General features: G+C 41.3%; 20 protein-coding genes. 14 read left to right on the forward strand and 6 right to left on the reverse strand.

All coding sequences use genetic code 11. The features are described from left to right. The first annotated feature begins 1 nt into the window (after window position 1). Both glk and QQK00_RS03155 read left to right on the forward strand, forming a co-directional pair. Window positions 2-979, forward strand: coding sequence for a glucokinase (gene glk / locus QQK00_RS03150; protein WP_284216021.1), 978 nt, complete (start codon window positions 2-4; stop codon window positions 977-979). Beyond that, the gene (locus tag QQK00_RS03155) at window positions 969-1,604 is read left to right on the forward strand and encodes a bifunctional 4-hydroxy-2-oxoglutarate aldolase/2-dehydro-3-deoxy-phosphogluconate aldolase (RefSeq protein ID WP_284217552.1); all 636 of its coding nucleotides are present in this window, start codon (window positions 969-971) and stop codon (window positions 1,602-1,604) included. The genes glk and QQK00_RS03155 overlap by 11 nt, the downstream gene beginning before the upstream one ends. 46 nt (window positions 1,605-1,650) lie before the next feature. Here QQK00_RS03155 and QQK00_RS03160 read toward each other — a convergent pair whose 3' ends face one another. Both QQK00_RS03160 and gap read right to left on the reverse strand, forming a co-directional pair. Continuing rightward, window positions 1,651-2,544, reverse strand: a complete 894-nt coding sequence (locus QQK00_RS03160) for a D-hexose-6-phosphate mutarotase (protein WP_284216022.1) — start codon at window positions 2,542-2,544, stop codon at window positions 1,651-1,653. Between the two features lie 88 nt (window positions 2,545-2,632). Then, window positions 2,633-3,628: a type I glyceraldehyde-3-phosphate dehydrogenase gene (gene gap / locus QQK00_RS03165; RefSeq protein ID WP_284216023.1), complete on the reverse strand. Its 996-nt coding sequence runs from the start codon at window positions 3,626-3,628 to the stop codon at window positions 2,633-2,635. A gap of 247 nt (window positions 3,629-3,875) precedes the next feature. Here gap and malQ point away from each other — a divergent pair, with 247 nt between their 5' ends. The 11 genes from malQ (at window position 3,876) to QQK00_RS03220 (ending at window position 19,517) form a co-directional block, all read left to right on the forward strand. Then, complete coding sequence (gene malQ, locus QQK00_RS03170) at window positions 3,876-6,119, forward strand: 4-alpha-glucanotransferase (protein WP_431307718.1); 2,244 nt, start codon at window positions 3,876-3,878, stop codon at window positions 6,117-6,119. Window positions 6,120-6,130: 11 nt separating this feature from the next. Beyond that, a complete protein-coding gene (glgB, locus tag QQK00_RS03175) occupies window positions 6,131-8,293 on the forward strand; it encodes a 1,4-alpha-glucan branching protein GlgB (protein ID WP_284216024.1) in 2,163 nt (720 codons plus the stop codon). A 91-nt stretch (window positions 8,294-8,384) separates the two neighbouring features. After that, window positions 8,385-10,478: a glycogen debranching protein GlgX gene (gene glgX / locus QQK00_RS03180; RefSeq protein ID WP_284216025.1), complete on the forward strand. Its 2,094-nt coding sequence runs from the start codon at window positions 8,385-8,387 to the stop codon at window positions 10,476-10,478. Window positions 10,479-10,540: 62 nt separating this feature from the next. Continuing rightward, window positions 10,541-10,921, forward strand: a complete 381-nt coding sequence (gene msrB / locus QQK00_RS03185; RefSeq protein WP_284216026.1) for a peptide-methionine (R)-S-oxide reductase MsrB — start codon at window positions 10,541-10,543, stop codon at window positions 10,919-10,921. Window positions 10,922-11,013: 92 nt separating this feature from the next. Next, window positions 11,014-12,189: a M14 family metallopeptidase gene (locus QQK00_RS03190; protein WP_284216027.1), complete on the forward strand. Its 1,176-nt coding sequence runs from the start codon at window positions 11,014-11,016 to the stop codon at window positions 12,187-12,189. An 81-nt stretch (window positions 12,190-12,270) separates the two neighbouring features. Beyond that, window positions 12,271-13,932 carry an alanine/glycine:cation symporter family protein gene (locus tag QQK00_RS03195; RefSeq protein ID WP_284216028.1) on the forward strand — a complete coding sequence of 554 codons (1,662 nt, stop codon included), beginning with the start codon at window positions 12,271-12,273 and terminating at the stop codon, window positions 13,930-13,932. Between the two features lie 84 nt (window positions 13,933-14,016). Beyond that, window positions 14,017-14,349 (forward strand): hypothetical protein, encoded by a 333-nt coding sequence (locus QQK00_RS03200; protein ID WP_284216029.1) that lies wholly within the window; start codon window positions 14,017-14,019, stop codon window positions 14,347-14,349. Between the two features lie 19 nt (window positions 14,350-14,368). After that, window positions 14,369-14,662, forward strand: a complete 294-nt coding sequence (locus QQK00_RS03205; RefSeq protein ID WP_284216030.1) for a YeaC family protein — start codon at window positions 14,369-14,371, stop codon at window positions 14,660-14,662. After that, the gene (locus QQK00_RS03210; RefSeq protein ID WP_284216031.1) at window positions 14,652-17,456 is read left to right on the forward strand and encodes a DUF349 domain-containing protein; all 2,805 of its coding nucleotides are present in this window, start codon (window positions 14,652-14,654) and stop codon (window positions 17,454-17,456) included. Before QQK00_RS03205 ends, QQK00_RS03210 begins: the two co-directional genes overlap by 11 nt. A 5-nt stretch (window positions 17,457-17,461) precedes the next feature. After that, a complete protein-coding gene (gene ansA / locus QQK00_RS03215; protein WP_284216032.1) occupies window positions 17,462-18,490 on the forward strand; it encodes an asparaginase in 1,029 nt (342 codons plus the stop codon). 1 nt (window position 18,491) lies between these two features. Further along, the gene (locus QQK00_RS03220; RefSeq protein WP_284216033.1) at window positions 18,492-19,517 is read left to right on the forward strand and encodes an SGNH/GDSL hydrolase family protein; all 1,026 of its coding nucleotides are present in this window, start codon (window positions 18,492-18,494) and stop codon (window positions 19,515-19,517) included. Window positions 19,518-19,703: 186 nt separating this feature from the next. On the opposite strand, the gene QQK00_RS03225 is transcribed toward QQK00_RS03220, so the two are convergent. The 4 genes from QQK00_RS03225 to QQK00_RS03240 form a co-directional block, all read right to left on the reverse strand. Further along, entirely contained in the window at window positions 19,704-20,033 is a 330-nt protein-coding gene (locus tag QQK00_RS03225) for a hypothetical protein (protein WP_284216034.1), read from the reverse strand. A gap of 60 nt (window positions 20,034-20,093) precedes the next feature. Continuing rightward, the gene (locus QQK00_RS03230) at window positions 20,094-20,615 is read right to left on the reverse strand and encodes a hypothetical protein (protein WP_284216035.1); all 522 of its coding nucleotides are present in this window, start codon (window positions 20,613-20,615) and stop codon (window positions 20,094-20,096) included. Between the two features lie 225 nt (window positions 20,616-20,840). Then, the gene (locus tag QQK00_RS03235; protein ID WP_284216036.1) at window positions 20,841-24,053 is read right to left on the reverse strand and encodes a M1 family aminopeptidase; all 3,213 of its coding nucleotides are present in this window, start codon (window positions 24,051-24,053) and stop codon (window positions 20,841-20,843) included. Continuing rightward, window positions 24,040-24,909 carry an ABC transporter ATP-binding protein gene (locus QQK00_RS03240; protein WP_284216037.1) on the reverse strand — a complete coding sequence of 290 codons (870 nt, stop codon included), beginning with the start codon at window positions 24,907-24,909 and terminating at the stop codon, window positions 24,040-24,042. The genes QQK00_RS03235 and QQK00_RS03240 overlap by 14 nt, the downstream gene beginning before the upstream one ends. 11 nt (window positions 24,910-24,920) lie before the next feature. Between QQK00_RS03240 and QQK00_RS03245 the strand changes: the two genes are divergently transcribed. After that, the gene (locus QQK00_RS03245) at window positions 24,921-25,121 is read left to right on the forward strand and encodes a hypothetical protein (protein ID WP_284216038.1); all 201 of its coding nucleotides are present in this window, start codon (window positions 24,921-24,923) and stop codon (window positions 25,119-25,121) included. The last annotated feature ends 5 nt before the right edge of the window (window positions 25,122-25,126 follow it).

The raw sequence follows: 25,126 nt of genomic DNA on the forward strand, positions 1-25,126 counted from the left end.
CATGAGTATCAGCACTAAACAGTTCATTGCGGATGTAGGCGGTACGAATATACGTCTTGCTGTGGTAGAAAATGGTGAAATTTTACAAGTAAAAAAATATTTATGTGAAGATTTTGAGACGATTAAAGATGCGATTGTGTCATTTCAAAATGACACAATTACACAATCTTTCACGTCTGGGTGCATTGCGATAGCATGTCCTGTCGATAAAGATACTGTGACGATGACCAATCATAGTTGGTCATTTTCAAAAATTGAACTTGCTGAGGCGCTTGGCCTAGAAAAACTATTTGTTATCAATGACTATACCGCGATTGCTTTTTCCTTACCTCATTTGTCAGATAAACAAATCATTCAAGTGGGTGGTGGTAAAGCGATAGAGAAGGGCAACATTGCTGTATTCGGTCCTGGCACAGGTCTCGGTGTTGAACATATCACGTGGACGTCTAGTGGTTGGCAAACGCTTAATGGCGAAGGTGGTCATGTAGATTTTGCCCCAACAGACGAAACAGGTATTGTGGTATGGCGTTATTTGACCAATAAGTTAGGGCGTGTGTCGGCAGAAGAGTTGCTTTCTGGGCGTGGTATTGTCAATACCTACCAAGCACTTTGTGATCACAATAGCATCAGTCCTCGCTATACTCAGCCGCATGAGGTAACAGCAGCGGGTGTTCAAAAAGAAGATAAAGTTGCTTATGATGCGGTGAGCTTTTATTGCAAAGCAATGGGAAGTTTTGCGGGAAACCTTGCATTAAATCTTTGTACGACCGGCGGCGTTTTTATTGCTGGTGGAATCACTTCTCGTATCACAGATTTCTTTATAAATAGCGAATTTAGAGCGGCGTTTGAAAACAAAGGTAGCTTTTCAAACTATGTAAAAGATATTCCTACATTTTTAATTAACGAACCTGACCATGGATTGTTAGGGACGTTAGCTTATTTACAACAACATTTACAGAGTAGACTAGATCATGAATAACTGGAAATACAGTTCAGAAGAAATTTTTAGTCAAGGTCCTGTGGTACCAGTATTGGTAATAGACAAAGTAGAAGACGCTTTGCCGATCGCAGAAAGCTTGATGAAAGGTGGTATTAATGTACTTGAAGTTACTCTTCGTACTGACGCTGCCATGGATATCATTGCACTTATTGCGAAAGAAATTCCAGAAGCCTATATTGGTGCAGGTACGGTAACCAATAGAGAGCAACTAAAAGCGGTAACTGATGCTGGCGCTAAATTTGCCATTAGCCCAGGCTTAACGGCTGACTTGTTAAAAGCAGGTAAAGAAGGTTCTATACCTTTAATACCCGGAGTTTCTAACATTTCTGATCTAATGCGAGCAAATGATGCTGGCTATGATCATCTAAAATTTTTCCCAGCTGAAGCTGCCGGCGGTGTCAAAGCGCTTAAGTCTATCGGTGGACCATTCCCCAATACAGTATTTTGCCCAACGGGTGGTATTGGTCCAGGTAATTACAAAGAATATTTAGCGCTTAAAAATGTTAAATGTTGTGGCGGTTCTTGGGTAGCCCCGAACGACGCAATTGAAAATAAAGAGTGGGCTGTGCTTACGAAGTTAGCAAAAGAAGCCGTCGCACTTTAATTTTATATTGTTGCTAAAAAACGGGGCTTAGCCCCGTTTTTTGATGCTAGCGTGTTTTTGCACTAAACCACTGAGATATTTCTACTGAACTATGCGCGTCTACGATAGTGCCTTCAGTATTCCCCGCTTCAATGCAAAGCATCGTCTCATAACCGTTATCAGCCATATCCTTCATCGATTTGCTCTTATCAATATAGGGATTCCAAACGATGATACTGTCATGACCAGATTGCCCTATGTTTATATCAAAATTGTTATGACTTCTTATGGTCACTGTCTGCGAATTGGTTGAAGTATCTACTTCTGCAACATGAATTCGATCGGTTTCGGACTCAAATTTATACGGTAGGGAAGGCGTATTGCCATGGGTATCAACGACCTTGTCGTAATAATTAGATGTAACACCGTCAATTTGCGCTGTTGTGATATCTTTCACATTAAAATACGAGTGTAAGGCTTGGGTAATAGATATTGGTGTATTGCCTGTATTACTTGAAATTAAACTAATCTTGCAATCTTTTGAAATAGTGACGACTAAGCGTACGGTTAAATGTGCAGAAGTGTTGTACAAACTAAGCGTTTCAGGTTGTAGAGTTAGTGTTGTTTCTGTGATTTCCGCAGCGTCCGATTTTTCTTCAATTGCGATCAGTTGCCAAGCTTGTGAACGCACAAAACCATGGGCAGGTATATCATCGCCGGAACGTAAGTTGGCAAACCAAGGCCAGCATATTGGTACGCCACCTCGTATTGCCGTCTTTTCATCAAAAATAGCTTCTTCGCTTAGCCATAGTATATTTTCATTTACGCTTGTCGGTGTAAAGCTGAGTAAATGACCACCAAACAATGATAGTAGTGCCTCGGCGTTGGCATTTTTTATTTGAATACACGGTGTGTTTTTATACGTAATGACAGAAACGCTTTTATAGTCAGTGAAGTTCATGCGTGTTAATTTCCGGAATGATGAGCAACAAAAAAGCGGCTTTCGCCGCTTCCAAATAAAACTATCTATTGGCAAATACCAACGTAAGTTACTTACTAATATGAGCAACCAAGTCTAGTACTCTATTCGAGTAGCCAATTTCATTGTCATACCAAGACACTACTTTTACGAAGTTGTCGGTTAATGCAATGCCAGCATCAGCGTCGAAGATAGAAGAACGTTTGTCACCGATGAAATCTTGAGAAACAACCGCATCTTCAGTGTAACCAAGAATACCTTTTAACTCGTTCTCAGATGCAGCTTTAAGTGTTGCACAGATTTCTTCATAACTCGCAGATTTTTCTAAGTTAACGGTTAAATCAACAACAGAAACGTCTGCAGTAGGTACGCGGAAAGCCATACCCGTTAACTTGCCTTGTAAGGAAGGAATGACTTTGCCAACTGCTTTAGCTGCCCCAGTTGATGATGGAATGATGTTCTGCATCGCACCACGACCACCGCGCCAATCTTTAGCAGAAGGGCCGTCAACTGTTTTCTGAGTTGCTGTCGTCGCGTGAACAGTCGTCATTAGGCCATCAACTATTCCATAAGTATCGTGTAACACTTTTGCCAATGGCGCCAGGCAGTTAGTTGTACATGATGCATTTGACACAATCGCTTCACCAGCATAGCTTTCGTGGTTAACACCCATCACGAACATTGGTGTGTGGTCTTTAGATGGCGCTGACATCACCACTTTTTTCGCACCTGCTTTGATGTGCTTCTGCGCTGTTTCTTCTGTTAAGAATAAGCCCGTTGATTCAACAACAACATCTACTGCCACATCTCCCCAAGCAAGATCTTCAGGGTTACGTTCGCTAGAAACACGTACTGTTGCGCCATTTACTACTAAGTTTCCATCAACAACTTCAACAGTGCCATCAAAGATGCCGTGAGTAGAGTCATACTTTAACATGTATGCGATGTAATCAACGTCTAACAAATCATTTATTGCTACAACATTTATGTCTGAGCGTCCCGCTGCAGCACGTAAAACAAAGCGCCCTATGCGCCCGAATCCGTTAATTCCTACGTTAATTGCCATTTAATCCTCGCTTGCGTTGTGCGTGTAATTTAATTACGAAAATTATGCAGAAAATTGTGACAAATTGCAAAACAAACCGCATTTATTGTTGTTAAATTACAGATTTAGTGGATAAATAGGAATTGCAAACGTATTCAACTTGGCTTCGGCCGCGCATAGTGAATAATGCAGCGTTACAAAAATGTTAATCAATTTAGAAAATGTGCTGGAAAATTATTCAACCGGTACCTGATTTCAGGAACATATTATGAATAAAATGATCGACTGTGCCGCTCAAACACCTGCTGAAGATTGCTCAGAAGAATTGGTAAGAGAGTTGGTCAACTATAAAGGTATTGGATCAGACTTTATTGATGCTTGGGGTAAGCCCGCAAAGATTGCAGTAAAAAATCAGATAAAACTGCTCCAAGCAATGGGTTACGACATGCGGGACGAATCTAGTTTGCAACATCAACTTCATGATGAAGCCACTAGCGAGTGGTTACAAGGCTTAAACCCAGTGCATGTGTTTAGAACTAACAACGATATTTGTATCCCGATACGAGTATCTATCGCCGATGCTACCGCCGAGCATACGCTTAAAATCACAACAGAAAGTGGTGCTGAACACAAAATAAAATTTTTACCCTCTGAAGGCACTTTAGTGGCTTCTCAAGCGGTTGAGGATATTGAGTATCAGCAGTATTTGGTAGCAGTTGATGAGGTATTTACTGAAGGTTATCACCAATTAAGTTTAACTAAAGGCAGAAAAAACGTTGCCGCTAGTCGCCTTATTGTTGCTCCAGAGTCTTGCTTCATTCCTGACGACATTGCTAGCGGAAAAAAAATGTGGGGCTTGAGTGTTCAGCTTTATTGTTTGAAAAGTGAGCGTAATTGGGGCATTGGTGACTTTTCTGATCTCATTTTTTTAGTGAATAATGCGGCAAAACAAGGCGCTGATTTTGTTGGTTTAAATCCGATACATTCACTTTATGCAGCAGACCCTGATACTTGTAGTCCTTATGGCCCAAGTTCTCGACGTTGGCTGAACTATTTGTATATTGACGTTGAAAGTATTGATTGTTTTGATAGCTCAAGCGTTGAATCATACATGACTGAAAATGATGTTGCAGCAAAGTTAGTATCGTTAAGAGCATTGGATTTTGTTGATTACGAGGGCGTGGCAGCGCAAAAACTAGCGGTGCTAGGTAAAGTTTTTGACGTCTATTCAGAAAAATATTTCAGTAAAAATAGTAAACAAAAGAAAGCCTTTGACGAATTTGTTGCGGCAGGAGGTGATAGTTTACATACCCTCGCTGTATTTGAAACCTTGCAGATGGAGCTTAAAAATAAAGGCAAAGCGCATTGGGGGTGGCCAGTGTTTCCTGATGGGTATCAAGAAGCACATTTACCCGCAGTAAGACGCTTTGCTAAAAAACATGCGCATCAGGTCGATTTTTATAAATTTTTACAATGGCAAGCATCTTTACAGTTTGAAGCCGCTAGTAAAGCGGCAAAAGACGCTGGTATGTCTATTGGTTTATATCGAGATTTAGCGGTGGGTGTAAGTGAAGGAAGTGCTGAAATATGGGGTAACCAATCACTTTATTGTACGGATGTCAGTGTTGGTGCTCCGCCAGATATTTTGGGGCCTTTAGGGCAGAAATGGGGCTTGCCACCAATGGATCCAGATGCATTATATCAGCAAGCTTATCAGCCAATTATTGATCTATTTGAATCAAATATGCATGCGTCAGGTGCATTGCGGATTGACCACGTAATGGCTTTACTTAGACTTTGGTGGGTGCACAAAGATGATGACGCAAACGATGGCGCTTACGTTAACTATCCTGTCGATGATTTATTGGCAATTTTGGCACTCGAAAGTCAGCGCAATAAGAGTTTAGTGATTGGTGAGGATTTAGGGACGGTGCCAGATTCAATACGCACGAAGTTGCAAGAAAATGGCATGTATTCTTATCGAGTATTCTTTTTTGAACAAGCGCAAGACGGCGGCTTTTTCTCTCCTTCACATTATCCAGAACAATCTATGGCGACGCTGACGACACACGATATGCCAACGTTGATTGGCTTTTGGCACTGCGACGATTTGGTACTTGGCAAGGACGTTGGTCTATATCCAGATGAGGATGTGTTGGCGACCCTGTATGCAGATAGACATGATAACAAGCAGCAAATTTTAAATACCTTGCATGGGCATGGTTCTATAGGTGATGATATCAGCAGAGATGTGCATTATGTGGGCATGAATAAGTCTCTTAATCACGGCTTGCAAACACATATGGCAGGCGGTTCGAGTGCATTGCTTAGTTTACAGCTTGAAGATTGGCTTGAAATGGAAAAGCCAGTTAATATACCTGGTACGTTTAAAGAATATCCTAATTGGAAGCGTAAACTCAGTCACAATCTTGAAGATATTTTTACGCGGGCAGATATTCAATCGTTGGCGAAGGCAATCACGCACAAACGTATAGGTGCCAGCCAATCATAACCGGAGACAATATGCTGTTGGAACAACAAATAAGAGAAGGCCGCTGTACTTATCCGTTTTCGTATTTAGGGCATCATGAAATTGATGGTGAAGTGATTGTCAGAGTGTTTGTTCCAACTGCACAAGATGTGCAAATCCTCGGGCCAGATGGCCAATTGATTGCCACTGCGGAAGATGTCGGCGATGGGGCTTTTGTTGCCAGATGTAAACCAAATAAGTTCCAAACGCCTTATACTGTGAGTGCCAAAAGTGATAGCGGTCAATTTGATTATGTCGACCCATACCAGTTCACGGATGAAGCCTATCACGCCGTACATTTTATAGACCACGCCCCAGAAAACATATACCAACAAGCCGGTGCACAGATCAAAATAACCGAAAACGGCATAGCCGGTGTAAGGTTTTCGGTTTTTGCGCCAAACGCAAGCTCTGTGTCTGTTTTTGGCAGTTTTAATCATTGGCAAAAATATTTACATCCAATGCAACGCACTGAGCTTGGTTATTGGGTGTTATTTGTGCCCAATGTTGAAGTCGGTGCAGAATATAAGTTTGCTATTCGTGATAGCGAAGGTAATGAATTGCCAGACAAATCGGATCCGGTGGGTTTTCATCACCACCAATTTCCGTCGCACTGTTCAGTCGTTTACGACCATGGACAATATGTGTGGCATGACGACGCATGGCAACAAAGGGGCGTTGTCAATCATTACTCCTCACCTATGAGTATATATGAAGTGCAGCTGGGCTCTTGGAAACGGCCTGAGCAAGCTGAACGACGCTATTTTAGTTACCGAGAATTGGCGGACGATTTAGTGTCGTATGTATGTGAAATGGGGTTTACGCATATTGAAGTCATGCCCGTATCGGAATATCCTTTTGATGGCTCATGGGGGTATCAACCTGTTGGACTATTTGCGCCAACAAGTCGCTTTGGAGGGCCTGACGGATTCAAATACTTTGTGGATAAGTGTCACCAAGAAAATATTGCCGTCATTATTGATTGGGTACCTGCGCACTTTCCTGCGGATGGGCACGGTTTAGCACGATTTGATGGTTCGTTTGTCTATGAATATGAAGACCCTCGTAGAGGTTGGCACCCCGATTGGAATTCTTGCATATACGATTTTGGCAAAGATACTGTGCGACAATTTTTAGTGGCCAATGCGCTATATTGGTTTGATAAGTTCCATGTAGACGGCATTCGTGTCGACGCTGTCGCGTCAATGCTTTATTTGGATTACTCAAGAAAAGAGGGTGAATGGGTTCCCAACGTTGATGGTGGAAATCATAACTATGAAGCGATTAGTTTGTTGCAGTGGGTGAATTCAGAAGTTTATGCCAAGTACCCTAAGGCGCTCACAATTGCCGAAGAGTCGACCTCATTTGCGGGAGTATCTCAACCAGTATCTAGTGGAGGTTTAGGTTTTGGTTTTAAATGGAATATGGGATGGATGCACGATACCTTGACTTACATCGCTAAAGATCCTGCATATCGCCGCTATCATCACAGTGATCTGACGTTTAGTATGGTGTACGCGTATGATGAAAATTTTGTATTGCCAATTTCACACGATGAGGTTGTTCATGGTAAGGGCAGTATGATTCAAAAAATGCCGGGAGATGATTGGCAAAAATTTGCTAACTTACGGGCATATTTTGGTTTTATGTTTGGGCATCCAGGTAAGAAACTACAGTTTATGGGTAGCGAAATAGCACAATGGAAAGAGTGGAATCACGACACGCAAGTCGACTGGCCGCAACTTAAATATCCGTCTCATAAAGGCATTCAAGCCCTATATAAAACCTTAAATTCGATTTATACAAGCTATCCTGCATTATATGAATGTGATCATGAACCTTCAGGGTTTACATGGTTAGATTTACATAATGAAGAACAATCAATTTTGGCGTTTGTACGTTTTGATAAGCAACATCAACAAGCGGTGATTGTTATTTGTAATTTTACACCTGTCCCGCACGAATCATGTAAAATTGGCGCGCCGTCAAGTGGTGATTATACGTTAATTTTAAATACCGACGCGGTTGAGTTTGGCGGCAGCAACTTTGATACTGCTGATAAAGTGAGATCTATCAATCAAGCTTGGCAAGGGCAAGAACATTCTATTGAAGTAAATATTCCTCCTTTAGCGACAATCATGCTAGCCTTAGACTAAGCTCGCAGAGCTTATTAGACTAATACGTGTTTATCTATCAATGATAAGCACGTGAAAATCTTTGACAATTACCTAAACAAATGTGGATTCTATGTTCTCCTTAGAAAAAGGCCAAATGCAACCATATGGCGTCTCGGTGTATGATGAGGGTTGTAATTTTTCGATTTATTGCCCTGATGCAGAGTCAGTCTATCTTTGTTTTTTTGATGAAAATGAAGAAGAAATTCAGAGAATACAGCTTAAAGAGCGTATTCAGTCTAAATGGTTTGGTTTTATAAAAGGCGCTTCAGTTGGTCACTATTACGGGTACAGAGTGGCAACGAAAACGCGCCGAAACCTAGTAAATAACACCATTGATAAACTACTTATTGACCCGTATGCAAAAAAATTAACTCGACCATTGCACTGGGACGAAGATTTGTACGCAGGCGATAGCTGCCATATGATACCAAAGTGTGTCATTGTTGATGACGATGAGCATAAGGTGCCTCATCGTCTGATTTCGCGCCCCCAAGCGGTCGACGCTAAAGCACGTGTTGTATATGAAGCGCATGTGAAAGGTTTGTCAAAATTACACCCTGAGGTCCCGGATGATATTCGAGGCACGTATCTGGGAGCTTCCCATCCGTCAGTAATTAAGCACATTCAATCATTAGGTGTGACAAGTGTACAGTTTTTGCCACTGATGGCGTTCATGCCAGAACCTTTTTTAAACGGCAAAGAACTGACAAATTATTGGGGTTACAATCCTGTTAACTTCTTTAGTGCTGAACCTAGATACGCATACAGCGATGCTTATACTGAATGTCGTGAAATGATTAAGGCATACAGAACCGCAGGCCTTGAAGTTATTTTGGACGTGGTGTTTAACCATACTGCAGAGGCTGGAGACTCTGGCACTATTATAAGTTTTAAGGGGTTTTGCACGTCTCACGCGTACTTACTTGAGCAACATGATGAGTCTGATAGCGTCAATTTCACCAATTACTCTGGTTGTGGCAATACGGTTCAAGTTTCTGATACATACATGCTTAATTTAATTTTGGATGCCATGCGATATTGGGTAAGTGAAATGGGCGTGTCAGGTTTTCGGTTTGATTTGGCTGCAACGCTTGGTAGACAAACCTTTGAGTATCGAAAGAACGCCGGTTTTTTTAAAATAATTGAGCAAGACCCAATCTTAAAGTCGGCAGTAATGATTGCTGAACCTTGGGATATTGGCCCGGGCGGTTACCAGCTAGGGCATTTTCCTGCACATTGGTTGGAAGTAAATGATAAATTTAGAGATTCAACAAGGGCATTTTGGCGCGGCGATAAAGGTGTTAAAGGGGATTTCGCGACGCGTATTATGGGGTCACGTGACGTGTTTGTTAAAACGAAACGACCGATGCATTCGAGTATTAATAACATTACTTATCATGACGGCTTTACCTTACATGACTTAGTTTGCTTCGAAAATAAACATAACGAAGCCAACCTCGAATCCAATAGAGATGGACATAACCATAACTTGTCTGCAAATTATGGTGTAGAAGGCCTAACGGATGACAATGATATTAACGACGTGCGTTACCAGCAAAAGAGGAACTTATTTGCTACCTTAGTCTTGAGCCAAGGTACGCCGCATATACTTGCGGGTGATGAATTAAGTAAAACGCAGCATGGAAACAATAATGCGTATTGTCAGGACAATGAAATTAATTATTTAGACTGGCAATTGGGTGAACGCCAACAAAGTTTTTTAGCGTATTGCCAATACGTAATTCAGTTAAGACAGCGTTATCCCATGTTGCAATGCATGAGTTTTTCAGATGATCAATTTGATAATAATGTGAATATTGCGCTAGCAGATTGGTATCGTACAGATGGCAGCCATAAGACGGATATTGATTGGGTAAATCATGAGCATCATTGTTTTGCTTTGCATATTATTGCAACGGTCGAGCACAATGAACAAGAGTGGGTGTTTTGCTACAACAGTGCTGATACTGACAAGAAATACCATTTGCCTGTTTTGAGTCGCACTGCGATTAAAAACAAAAACATTTCTAATAGAGCATGGGTGTGTAAACTGGATACTAGCAACGGCTGCATAGATGAATTTGTTAGCGGCATCTCAAAAATGAAAGTTTCGCCGGTATTTACGATGCCAGCACGCAGTTTCAGACTATTTTTAAAAGAATGAACGCACTTAAAATGGCGACCAAATTTAATTACTTATTCAAGGAACAGCATGTAAGGAATAGTATGCAAGATAAATATAAAGAAATGCTGACAGAAGAGGAATATCGCGTTACAAGACAAAAGGGCACTGAACGCCCTTATACCGGAAAATACCTGAATCTTAAGAAAAATGGTGATTACCATTGCAAATGTTGCAATGCACTTTTGTTTTCATCTGATGCTAAGTTTGATTCAGGTTGTGGTTGGCCATCCTTTTTTCAGCAAACAGATAACGGCAATGTGGTGTATCAGGAAGACAATAGTTTAGGCATGTCTCGTGTCGAAATTTTATGTAAACAGTGCGATGCACACCTTGGTCATGTGTTTGAAGATGGCCCTGCGCCAACAGGCAAGCGTTACTGTGTAAACTCAGTGTCTTTGTCTTTTAAAAGTGAGGATGAATAAACACCATTATTTGGTGCAAAATATAATTTATTTGAGCATCACATGATGTCTGGTAATATGTGAAAACAAAGTACGCATTCAGGCAAATAAAAATGATAATAAATAGCCAGTTTGATAGCGGAAATATTCAAGTTATCAGCGCTGAAAGCCCAAAAGACATTGTCTTGTCCATTCGTAACGATGCACAGTCTGATTTTTACCAATGGTTTCATTTCAAATTACATAGCTCACCGTTTGTAGAGCACATTATCCGAATAACGGGTTTAGTTAATTCAGCGTATCCTGATGGTTGGGAAAATTATCAGGCCGTTGCGTCTTACGACCGAGAAGAGTGGTTTAGAGTCGACACTACTTTTGATGGTGGCAATTTAATCATTGATTTTACGCCAGAGTATGAAGCAGTTTATATTGCGTATTTTGCGCCCTATAGCTACGAGCGTCATCAAAGCCTCATTGCAAGTGCTCAAATGGCACTTGAATGCAAACATGAGTTGTTAGGCTTAACTATTGATGGTCGTGAAATGAATCTCCTGATTATTGGTGATGAGACGCATAGTAATGAGCTTAGTGACAACGGTAACAATGAACATGGCAAAAAAACATCAAAAAACAAGATTTGGATAACGGCTCGGCAACATCCCGGTGAGACGATGGCTGAGTGGTTGGTTGAAGGCCTGTTAAATCGATTGTTGGATGAAGATGATGGCGTTGCTCGCAAGTTACTGGAAGACAATGTTTTTTATGTTATTCCAAATATGAATCCGGATGGGAGTGTTAGAGGACATTTACGTACCAACGCCGTCGGTAGAAATCTTAATCGAGAATGGGCCGCCCCCTGCCAAGTTAATAGTCCAGAGGTATTTTATACCCTTACGAAGATGGACAGCGTTGGCGTCGATTTATTTTTAGATATTCATGGTGATGAGGCCTTACCGTATAATTTTGTTGCTGGTACTGAGGGCAATCCAGGTTACTCCCCCAGAATCGCGGCACTAGAAAATACATTTAAAAAGGCGTTTACGGCTACCACACCAGAGTTTCAGGATGTGCATGGTTACCCAAAAGATAAACCCGGCAAAGCAAATATGACAGTTGCATGCAACGCGGTCGGACAACGGTTTGATTGCCTTGCTTATACACTTGAAATGCCATTTAAAGATAATATTGAATTACCTGATCCGAGTTACGGTTGGTCTCCTGCACGAAGTATGCAGTTGGGTGAAGATTTGCTTGTCGCAATCCGCGCAGTAGTAGATGACTTGAGATAAAGCCCCTAGTGAGAACTCTGGACAAAGAACACATATTAAAATTGACAAAAATAACAAATAAAAACAATAAGGAAACATGTTGTGGATGCATTGCTCGACTTTTTTAATTTATTAGATGGATATTTAGGGAGCGCTCCTTGGTTTCCTTATGTGCTATTAGGTGTTGGCGTATTTTTTACCATATACCTTAAATTTCCGCAGATAAGATATTTCAAACATGCGTGGAAAGTCGTTACTGGTAAATATGATAAATCTGACGATCCAGGCGATACAACACATTTTCAGGCATTAGCAACCGCGCTTTCTGGTACGGTCGGAACGGGTAATATATCTGGTGTCGCCTTAGCTATTTTTCTTGGTGGTCCCGCTGCACTTTTTTGGATGTGGGCGACGGCATTTTTTGGTATGACGACCAAATTTGTTGAAGTGACCTTATCGCATAAATATAGAGACAAAACAGAAGACGGCACAATGGCCGGTGGTCCTATGTATTACATGGACAAGCGGCTAAATATGAAGTGGCTAGCAGTCATTTTTGCCATTGCCACCGTTATCTCTTCTTTTGGCACGGGGAATTTACCTCAAAGTAATGGTATTGCGACAAGTATCGAAGCTACTTTTGGATTCTCGCCTCAAATCGTTGGTGGTGTATTAGCTGTCTTGCTTGGTCTTGTTATATTGGGTGGCATTAAACGTATCGCCGCAGTAACGTCTAAAATAGTGCCTGTCATGGCGGTTATTTATCTTGTCGGTGCATTTGCGGTAATTTTTGCTAACGTAGAAAACATTGTCCCTTCATTTGTATCTGTGATAAGTGATGCATTTACTGGGTCTGCAGCTGTCGGTGGCTTTTTAGGAGCGACCTTTGCTTACGCGTTTAACCGTGGGGTTAATCGCGGTTTGTTTTCCAACGAAGCAGGTCAAGGTTCAGCGCCCATTGCGCATGCTGCGGCTAAAACCAAAGAGCCTGTATCTGAAGGCATGGTGTCAATTTTAGAGCCGTTCATCGATACTATAATTATTTGTACTATTACAGGCTTAGTTATTTTGTCGTCTGGCGTTTGGCAGCAAAAGCACGAGAACATATTCGACCGTTCAGACATGGTTTTCTTGCAGGGCGAGTACAAAGAAGATGTGCCTGAAGATACGCAGAATCTTTATAAGTATTTGAATAAATTGGATGGTACGACTATTGAGCCTTATTCGGGTGAAATCAATGTTGTCAATGGCACAGCGGTTACGGGTGGTTATACCTTAATTAATGCGCGTTCGTTAGCTGAGAATGTCAGGTATTATGCTGGTTCAACAGATGATCTTTTTTCTGGCACTTTGACCGTCATTGACGGTGATATTGAGCGAGAAAATATTGTTGTACAAGGTGATTCCTTAGTGCATTCTGCACCGTTGACTGCCATCGCGTTTACCAAAGGCTTCTTTGGTGATTTTGGTCAATACATTGTATCTATTGGACTTCTGCTGTTTGCATTTTCAACCGCAATTGCGTGGTCATATTATGGCGATAGGGCAATGACCTATTTGTTGGGGCCAAAATCTGTCATGCCCTACCGTGTCATTTATGTGGCGGGTTTTTATTGGGCTGCTGTATCCGATACAACGCTCGTCTGGGCGTTGTCAGCGGTAGCTATTGTGTTGATGACCTTACCCAATTTATTTGGGATAATGGTATTACATAAAGAAATGAAAGAAACCGTTAACGAGTACTGGCAAAGAATAAATAAATAGTGGTTGCTTAACGGCAGTAACAGGTAAAATTTGATAAACAAAAAGGCTAGGGAAATAACTTAGCCTTTTTGTTAGGAGTAAAAAATGGCGATAACGAGTTGTCCATCATGCAGCAAACCAATTTCCGATAAAGCAAAACAGTGCCAACATTGCAATTTAAATTTTGGCGACGCAAGTGCTGAGGATATTCAGCGCAAAGCAAACTTCGAGAAATACAAGAATCTTCAAAAGCTCCAGAATCAATCGATGATGGCGATCGTTCTATTTTTAATTGGTGCTTATTTTACGTTTTTAGGTGATTTTGAAAATAGTGACTCGGGTATGATGATGTTCAATGCGTCTGTTGCGGTGACTACTATCGGATTTATTTGGTATGGCGTTAACCGAGCGCGCATTGCGTTAGCAAAGAGAAAGTAAGCGTATATAGGTAGTAAAAATGCAACTTGAACAACTAGTAGATTCTATGACGCCGGAGATTTATAAAAATCTTCTGCAGGCAGTTGAAACAGGAAAGTGGCCGAATGGTGATCGCCTTAGTGAAGATCAAAAAGAGAACTCAATGCAAGCAGTTATGCTTTACCAAGCTCGAATTGAGCACTCCAATGAACATATGACTGTGGGTAAAGACGGAGAGATAGTCCAAAAGTCTCGCCACCAGTTGAAGCAAGAATTACAACAACAGGCGACAAATCAAACGCCTATAGCAAAGTTTACTAAAAATGATATTTAAGCAGTTATTTGTTCCAAAGCACAAACATAAATCACCGGAAAAACGCAAAGAAGCTATTTCGCAAGTAAGCGTTGTAGATGATAGCAATAAGCAATGGTTGCATGAATTAGCGTTTAACGACGCGGACTTGAGTGTTAAATTGGCAGCCCTTGAAAAACTAGACCAATTTACCATGTGGTTGAAGAGCTATGAAGCTAAAGGTAGCGACGTACTCACTAGCAAATCTAAGGTGATGGCGTCTCGTTTACTCGAAGATAAGGCGCATGTTTCAGATGTGTTGTTTGAGGATTTTGTTAAACAAAGTCGGCATCCTGAAATAATAAAGCGTATGTTAACGGATAGCCCTCGTTTGGCGGACAACAAAACGCTGTATTTAGACACCTTATTTAAGTTGGGCAATAGCAACGATGTATTGCGTTTTTATCGCGAAAAAGCTGACGAAGAGCAGCAGACGTTTATTGTCGAAAAGTTTGATGATGAAAAAGATTTAAAACGTTTACGTAAGAATGCGACTGGCCAGCAGGTAATAGACATTGTTGACAACAAGCTATCTGAAATCGCAAAACGTGCACGGATTCCACAGGAAGTAGCGCAAGAAACTACGCTGATTAACTCGCGCCTGTTAGCGCTCGTTGATAGTCAAGATTATTTGTATGTCGCAGATCAAAAAACAATGCTACTTGGTGAGTTTGAAGTAGTTAAATCTAAATTCGACTATTTAAATGAGCGTCAAAGTGCAGAAATTGTTGAGAAATTCTTGTACTTGAAAGCTAAAGTTGAAAAACGCTTAATTGACCTGAAGCCAGCGTATGAGCAAAGTGTTGAATTGGCGGAGACGACTGATTTACTTGGCGAACTAGCTACTCAGCTAGAGCAGATTAATACCCAAGTAAGTTATTTACTGGATGCAGACTCACAAGATGAGGTTAACATCCAATCTGAGTTATTGTCGAATTCGTTGAACGATGCTGCGGTAAACAGAGATAAGTTATCGCTGCGCATTTCGGAGGCGTCTACTGGTGCTCACCGACAACAGTTAAAAGTATTGTCCAAGCAAATAGAAACCAATCAACATCAATTAAAAAGCCTAGGTGAGTTGGTAGAGAAAAATCATTCACTCAAACTCAAGTTAGCAGTTATCGCAAAAGCCTGGGATGAGTTTTTACAAGGAAACATGTCCCAAGACGCGTTATCCGAAGAGTTTACATTTGCTAAAAAACATTTCGCGCAGCTTGATAAACATTCCAAAAAACTGTTTTCAGAATGGCGTGCACTTAGTAAAAACATAAATGCGCATTTCAATGAGCTAAAAACGCAACAAGAAAAAGCGAGCAAGCGTTGCTTTGCAAAGCTAAATATAATTAGCCGCTTAATCGTTGACGGAAAGTTAAAAGCTGCCATTTCAACGTTTAATCATGCGCAAAGTCTTTATCAAAATATTGAGCGACCTACAAGAAGCCTACAAAGTAAATACGATGAACTTGCAGAGAAAGTGTCTGAGTTAAAGGATTGGCAATCGTACGTTGCCACGCCAAAAAAACCAGAACTGCTAACTCAAGTGGAAGACCTCATCGCTGATACAACACTTATGCCGCCTGATAGGGCCAATAAAATTAAGCAGCTAAGACAAGAATGGAATAGTTTAGGTCGCCTTAATACTGATGATGATGACAAGTTAAATCTTACGTTTGACGAGCAACTTGAAAAAGCGTTTTTACCCTGTCGAGAATATTACGCTGCACTTGAGGTAGAGCGCAATCAAAATGCGGAAAATGCCAGAAGTATCATTAAAGATGTTGAGGTGTTGATGCAAGAAGGCGACGTGACGGTATTGGCAAAAGCACTGCCTGCGCTTACCAGCAAATTTAGGAAGATTCGCATACTCAATCACTCAGATAAAAATGCGCTAAACAAAAGCTTCAACGAAATTTCTTCACCATTGTATGACAAGCTAAATGCGTTTTACGAAGACAATCGAGCACGTAAGCAAAAGCTCATTGATAAAACCACGGCCTTAATCAATGAGGACGATATTCAAAGCGCCGCAGCGCAAGCAAAACAAAGTCAAGCAGACTGGAAGAATATTGGATTTGCGGGTAAGCAGCATGACAATAAATTGTGGCAAGATTTTAGGGATGCGAATGATGCCATTTTTAACAAACTGTCAGCGCTAAAAAAAGGCGCTGCTGATAATGCTTTAGCTGAGTTAACGGAGTTCATTACACAAATTAAAGATATTGAATCCGTTGTTGCTCAAGATTCTTCAATCGCGCAATTGAATGATACTAAACTGAAAGTGCAACAAATGATGATTGATACTGGATCGCTTGGGCGCAAGGCTATTACTGACTTTAATGCTGAAAAGTCTCGAGTTGCCTCTCTAATTGATGACAGAATTAATGTCATTAATAGCGCAGGTGCGATCGAGAGTTTACAAAACACCATTGATTTTTTGCAGCAATGGACGTCACCAGAAAACATAGACAATTTGAGTGAGTTACCATCAAAAGTGCGCAATGCGGTTGAGGGAAAGATAGAGGCTTACTCTTTTTACAAAGGTTTATCGCGAGACGAAGTGTTTACGACATTGCTGTTGTTGCTTGACACTGATAAGCCGCCAGCCAATAAAACGCTTCAACTCAAGTTATTGGCCGCTAAGTTAGAAGGGCAACAAGGTTTAGACGCCAAAACTGCTTGGTTGCAATGGATTAGCGTAGGCGTATTACAGGCGGAGGACAATGCTCAATTGAATACTCATCAGGCTTTACTGTTGGCTAATGTTAAGGCGCTGTGAGCCAATTGACTAAACATATTTATATCGCGTATACCGGTGGTACGATTGGGATGAAGCCTTCTAACAAAGGATACATTCCTGCCGCCGGCTATTTGACTGAAACGCTCGGTAAATTGCCAGAGTTTCACCGGGCAGAAATGCCAGAATTTACGATTCATGAATATGTTCCCTTATTAGATTCAAGTGACATGGAGCCTGCTGATTGGCAGCAAATAGCAGATGATATCCAAGCTAATTATGAAGCGTACGATGGCTTCATCATTTTGCATGGTACGGATACGATGGCTTACACCGCATCCGCTTTGTCATTTATGCTAGAAGGCTTGCAAAAACCAGTCATTGTGACTGGCTCACAAATTCCTCTTGCGCAGCTCAGAAGTGACGGTCAAGCAAATTTACTCAACGCGCTTTATGTTGCTGCAAATTATCCTATTCCCGAAGTTACACTATTTTTTAATAACAAGCTTTTAAGGGGCAACCGCTCTCGCAAAGTGGATGCAGATGGTTTTGATGCTTTTGATTCTCCTAATGCCGAGCCACTACTTATTGCAGGTATTCACATTGAAACTGATTACCCAGTTGATGAGAAACTTAAGTGTTTGTCTGTGTCAGAGTCAAAACTCAAAGTAGCTAGGATTAAACGTCAACCTGTTGGCTTGGTAAGTCTTTATCCCGGATTTAGTCATGACATTTTATCAAATGTGATTCGTCAACCAGTAAAGGCTGTTATTCTTATGACTTATGGTGTCGGCAATGCACCTCAACAAACGGCGTTGTTAAATACGCTTAAATCCGCGACGTCTAAAGAAATCCTTGTTGTAAATTGTACGCAGTGCTTAAGAGGCAGCGTCGATATGTCTGGCTATGCAAATGGTGTATCGCTTAATGAAACAGGTGTGGTGTCTGGCAAAGATATTACACCTGAAGCTGCGTTGGCAAAATTACATTACTTATTGAGTCGAAGCGATTTGTCCTATCACGAAAGGGCGAGACTGATGTCGCAAGACTTACGTGGTGAATTAACCGGGAGTTGATATGTTTTGCACCATTAAGGCACTTATTTCCACGTTACTTTCTTGTTGTGTGTGTTTTTTGCTGTCGACTTCAACACTATTAAGTGCCGATTTAGTCGCTGATAGTAAACCTACCACTGCTAGCGATGGCGTAACGGTTCATAAAGATGTAAAGAAAATTCTATTTATTGGTGACAGCATCACTTACGCTGGACATTATGTTAACTATGTAGAAGCCTATCTTCGACTGAATGTACCGACACAGAAATTTGAATTTATTAACGTTGGTTTACCAAGTGAGACTGTCTCGGGCCTTTCTGAAGAAGGGCATGCAAACGGCGCTTTCCCCAGGCCAGTTTTGTTTGAACGTTTAGCGCGCTTACTCAATGCAATACAGCCAGATTTAGTGTTTACCAATTACGGTATTAATGATGGTATTTATATGCCATATGACGATCTACGTTTTGAAAAATACAAAGTTGGTATGCAGTCTTTGCATGAGGCCTTGCAAAAAGAGAATATCCCTGTCATTCATATAACATCACCAATTTATGACGACAAAAAAGACGCTAACTACGCCAATGTAGTGCATACATATGCGGACTGGTTACTGTCTCAAAAAGCAGCGCAACAATGGCAAGTATTGGATGCACATTGGCCCATGCAACGATACTTAAATACTAAACGGGAGATGCATCCAGAGTATTTCTTAGCAAAAGATGGCATTCACCCAAATAAGGTTGGCCATAGTATCATTGCTATTACGGTACTGAATAACATTCAAGGGCTTTACCAACATTCAAGTCACTTGCAGGTGAATGATGAATGGCTACCAATGGATAAGTATTTTATACAACAAAAAAATGGTAAAGATTTATTGATGCTGGTAACGCGCAAACAAGCATTGATGAAGGACGCTTGGCTGTCTCATACTAAGCATTTGCGTCCGCGTATGAAACAAGGTTTGGCCTTAAGCAATGCAAAAGATACCGAACAAACCTTGAACAAACTTATCCAAATGTTACTTGATGAACGGTCATCAGATTAGTCATACTGCATCACGATGCTATCAATCGTCAAAGGTGAAAGAGCCTGCAATGATGGTCTGGAAGTGTTAACAAAGATAATTGCAAGAATATCCTATATGTCGATACAATTTTGCTCAAAGCCTTAATGATTCAGTACATGTCAAATTGTTTTTTAATGGGGCCAGATTGTTTCTAGAATTTGTAATTCAAATTTTTGTTTTTTTTAAGTAGGCTTGGTAATTCTTCTCAAGAACTTCCCATCTACCCTTAGCACCAATATACCCAATACAAAAGCCAGCAGAGAAAAAAACAAGGTTCTGAACAATAAAACTAAATAACCAATCATCCAAAACAATATCACTAAAGAAAAACTCTCTCAGAAAAAATAAACCACTACATACCAAGCACAGTAAAGGCGCAAATAGCAAACCAATCAATAGTTGCCACCGGAATAAACCTTTTTCTCTATACTTCTCCCACTTCTTTGCTTCTTCTGGTGTAGAAATTGATGTAGGCGCTTCAAAAAAATTAATCATATTCCATCCTCTAATGTCTAAGTCTAGAACTAGACTTAGACTTGTAAAAACACTAGCTCGTTAAGGGCAAGGGACTTGAAGCACCTGACCATTAGAAAATGTGCGGTAGCAAAATGAAAGACTTGGTATCCTGATTAACTGACCGCCTCGCAAAATAGAGCCTTCGACATCCACATTTCCTTCACCACCACTACCAGCACCACTACCAACTCCATAACTGCTACCAAGAATATCAGATGCATTATGAACGACACCGTCACGGCCAATCGAGACTATCTTTCCGCCCTCAACAATAATAACATCCCCAACTTTAAACTTAGTCTTTGATGCTCCTGAAAATATCTGATTCACAATCACATTGGTAACCCCTGCAGCAATCAGCAAAGATGCCATGTCGTGTTTAGTCAAGGTTCTCAATCCAGTACTTAATACACTTGTAAATCTGCCTGCAGGTGAAACTGTTAATACTCCTATCGCAAAATCATATTGTAGTTTAAGTGCCAAGTTATGATTATCAATATCTGCTTGCGTAAGTTGATATCCCCATTTGAAAGTATATATTTTAGTTTTGTGATCCTCCATGCAATAAAGTTATTGAGTGATAAATAGCCAGTTCTTTTTTCCCTAAGAAGACTACTTACGTTGGTCAATATATTGCTGCGTATGAAAACTATTTATTCTTGTGCGCTCACTTGATTAAATGCCAAACTATTGGGGAGTTTATTCGTTGCAACTGTGTCAGCGAGCACCTGAGCGGTATACGTTTTTTTAGCGTCATATTTGTCTGCTTCAATTTTTCCACACCAATCAGACCGTAAAACTGTCGGGATAACGCGCTGTTGAACTTTTGTTTATCACGATGCTATCAATCGTCAAAGGTGAGAGAAATAGTTCATCTATTCTGTCATCCCAGTCTTTGCCTAATTGGTGCTTTAATGCCCTAATAAAATCCATTGATGTGGCGGGGCGTTGCGGATACTTATGGTGATTCCAAATGACGTTCAATGCATTTATTATTGGTTGGTCACCTATTTCATTACGCAAGGTGTCGAACACGACTGACGCCGCTGAGTACATTTCAAAGCTTGCGCGCGCATCAATTAGAGATAGTGGTAACAATTGATTGTTGGCGCGTTGCAATCGAAACCGCTCTCGCTCGTAATCGACTAATGCGGTTACTGCTTCTTTTCCATACGCTTGCTCAATTAATACCAACTCAATATATTTGGCCAGCGACTCGATCAAAAATGCCCTATCATGATCTACGCCATTACCAATACCATGTCCAAACCACTGATGTGCTGTTTCATGTACCGTGCGGCGAAAGCGCTGGTCAAAGCCAGCATGCACGTTTGGATAAGCTCGAAAACCCACCTTGTGGTTTATAAGCACGATACCCGGCAGGGCATAACCGGTAGGTCCAATGTCAGGCATACTAATTAAATTAAGATGTCCAAACTCATGCGTCATACCGTTAGTCGTAAACCAGTCAACGGTGGATTGCATCGCCTGCAAATGAAATGCATCGATTTGTGCAGAGGCAGGACTGAATACGGATAACTGCCTGCCTTCAACGCTCGTCGAGGTCGGTGCGTTGGGCGTTGACAGCCATGCAGGAATATTACGTATTGGACCCGATGATTTATATTCAAAATAGGCTCTATCATCAGTGGTCCATTGTCTTACTAAGTCACCTTGTGCGATTGCAAATTGAGATTCGGTAGTTGATACAACAGAATGTATGGTAACCCAATCATATTGACCTACGTCGTCTTGCGGATGTTTGAATATTTCTGATGGCGGCAACGACGGAATACGGTCTACACCATGCGCTTCGCGAATGTCATTATTTCGAATGCGGTATTTTGGGTTAAAGCCAACTGATGGCACAATTGGGATGCCCCGGATATAGCTAAATTCTGGCCTAACTATTTGGTGCATAGAGGCTGCGAAAAGTGACGGCTGTCTATATATGAATTTTACTGTAAGGTGTCTTGTTTCGCCCTCAGTCATAGGTGTAGCTAACGTAAACTGATACTGGTTTAATACCTCATCAAATTCAGTAAGTGATGCGTCATCCAAGGCAATATGTTGGTAGTCTTGCGCAGCAAAACCGCCGACAAGAACCCGCTCAATACGTTCTTTAGTATTGTTTGTTAACAGCATGTCTAAATTCAATTCTGCCATTGAGTCATCTGGGTAAAAGTCAACGTTGGCGTTAATATGAATAACAGTGGGTTGAGGTATCTCATGCCAATGGCTATATTGCTTTTCATAGGCGGCACGCCATTGATCGCTTGTGCTAAAGCCTATAAACGGATGTTGCAATTTGAGTAACTGGTGTGTAACAGCTAAAGTGGCCAGACCAAAGCAAATTAGCCATATATTTCTAGATGATAAAAATGCTTCTCTGTTAGCAATCATTGCGGTACCACGATGTGACCGTAGTACTGACAAGACCATAACACTTCCAATGACTAGCAACCATACGCCGATGAAGGGGATATAGCTTTCACCGCTCGCAGAAAACCCCCACTGCATGTCGCCCATCACCATTGGCGTTCCCGCAATATTCCATAGTGGGTGGGCAATACCGAGCAGGGAAGTAAAAGACGTAAATTTAACAACCAAAACAAATAGGCTAAGACCGATTGCTAATAGCTGATGTCTGCAGCATGTATTAATCGCAATAAAAACACCAGCTAAGAGTAGTAGTGGCAAAAATGCTAACCCAAGATATTGCAAATATAGGGTAAGGTTCCACTCACTTTGCAATAACCATTCAGCCAAACTTGTACCCACGGCTGTTGCCAAAGCAAGAATGCATAACATTGCCGTTGTTGCAATAATCTGGCTACCAACTAGAACGGTTGAACTTACGGGGGATGCAGCAATAAGCTCATGTATTTGTGAACGTTTATTTAACCATGCGAGTTGCCATGTCCAAAAAAGAACGAGTAGGGCACCTAAGTTTGCAACAACATCCCATAGGACTCTGTTCAACGCATCATGACTGGTCGGTTGAACCACCGAGAAGGGTTCTGCGTAGTCAAGTCCTGCACTGGCTTCGCTAAAAACTAGCACAATCCACCCACACAGAATCAATAAATTCAATTTATTGCTTATTAAGTTGTTCAGTGCCGTGCGGCTCAGTTCAGCAAGTATTTGAATCGGGGCTGCTTGCGTACCGATTTGATGATACATAGTACTCGAATGCTTTGGGTTTATAGGCTGAGGTTGTTTTATCTTAAGATTACTGTGTGGTTTGGGCGGTGTTTTTTGATGCAAAGCGTTATAAATAATCGCAGATGTCAGCGTCAATATAATTAGGCGATTTAGCAATACTTGCATGTCTATTGCCGCATGCTCACCAGACAGTAGCGCTTGTAAGTATGCTGTCAAACCAAACGGGTCAAGCCAAATCATCATAGACAATAAAGCGTTATTTGCGATGGTGCTTCCTGCCAAAATTGGCGAGCCAGATAAGCTTGCTAATGCCACGTAGCCTAACCATATTGCGGCAAACACTGCATACAATGAATACACACCGTATTGTTTCGACGATAGCCATATAGCGATAGCGCTCATGAGTAAAACCGAAGGTAACAAAAACACAGCGGCATGAATTAGCGTTGTGCTCAGTAAAAAGCTCCCTGTTCTTTGCCACAAAATAATGCTTATCAACATCATTGCGACAAAGGTCATACTAATACTAAAGATGCTTAACGCGCTGTATCTTACTAACAAACGTTTTGTGTAGCTGATAGGTGTAGCAGCGACTAACGCATGCATATTGTAGGTGTTATCGCGTATTAACAGCAGGGCAGAAATTGCGCCAACGAGAATAGGTACTGCGAGCATAATGAGTGCACTGTGTAGATAGATAAGTTGCTTTCCAGAATCAGTATTTTCACCACCTGATCCTATGGCCAATAGTGTAGAGAATAACGGCAGTATTACCAGTGACAACCAAACCAGAGGTTGTCGAAACAAAAAGCGAAATTCATTAAGCAACAGCATTATCGTAGCCCTGTTTAGCGAGTTCTAGGTAATAGCGATCTTGCAGCGTTATGTTAACTTTTTCGGCAGAGGAGTCGGGCTGAACATCGCTCATCACTCGGTATTTGCATATGCCCATATAGTGGGTCATGGACAAGATTGAGCGCTTATTTTGCGGTTTGTTTCGTGTTAGCCATACATTTCTGGCAGGTACAGACAACAAAGCATCGACGCGGTCACTTTCGACGATTTCCCCCCTCATCATGATTGCCGCGTATGTGCATAAGTTCTCAATATCTTCAACAATGTGTGTTGACAAAAGCACCAGTTTGTTTTGGCTAATATTGACGAGCATATTGTGTAGCCGTTGACGCTCTACTGGATCGAGTCCGGTTGTCGGCTCATCCATTATCAGAATATTCGGTGATCCCAATAATGCTTGAGCAATGCCGAAGCGTTGATGCATGCCACCTGAAAAGGCCGTAACCTTTTTATCTGCTACTTCGCTAAGGTTTGTGAGTGCCAAGAGATTGTCAATTTGTTGTGATTGCTCGTATTTGTTTGTTATACCCTTTAATATAGCCATGTGCTGAAGCAATGCACGGCAAGTCATATTAGGATAAACACCAAAATATTGTGGCAGATAGCCCAACTGACGTCGCATTTTCATAGGCTGCTTTGTAATATCCACGCCGTTAAGTAGCACGCTGCCGGTATCGGCAGATTGAAGGCAAGCTAGTGTGCGCATTAACGTTGATTTTCCAGCGCCATTTGGACCAAGCAGGCCAATCATGCCCGTCGGTAATTGGAGGTTGATGTCACGTAATGCGTGTGTGCCATCAGAATAAACTTTGTTGAGTGAATTTATAGAAAGCATATATGAGTCTCATGAATAAACTGCCAATCAATCTAAATAAAGGAGATGATGCTCTCAATGCTTTAGTGACTAAAGGCAGCAAATGGATGACAAACCGCTATAAACGCCATTCGTCAGGAAAAACCGTAATTTCGTCATCGAAAAGCGGACGTGACAGGGTGACGTGTGACAATATTGCTGGCGACAAGGTTAGTTGGGAAAAGACTGCCTAAGGATG

Origin of the sequence: Agaribacter marinus (genome assembly GCF_030160655.1) — a bacterium.
Taxonomy (GTDB): Bacteria; Pseudomonadota; Gammaproteobacteria; order Enterobacterales; family Alteromonadaceae; genus Glaciecola; species Glaciecola marina.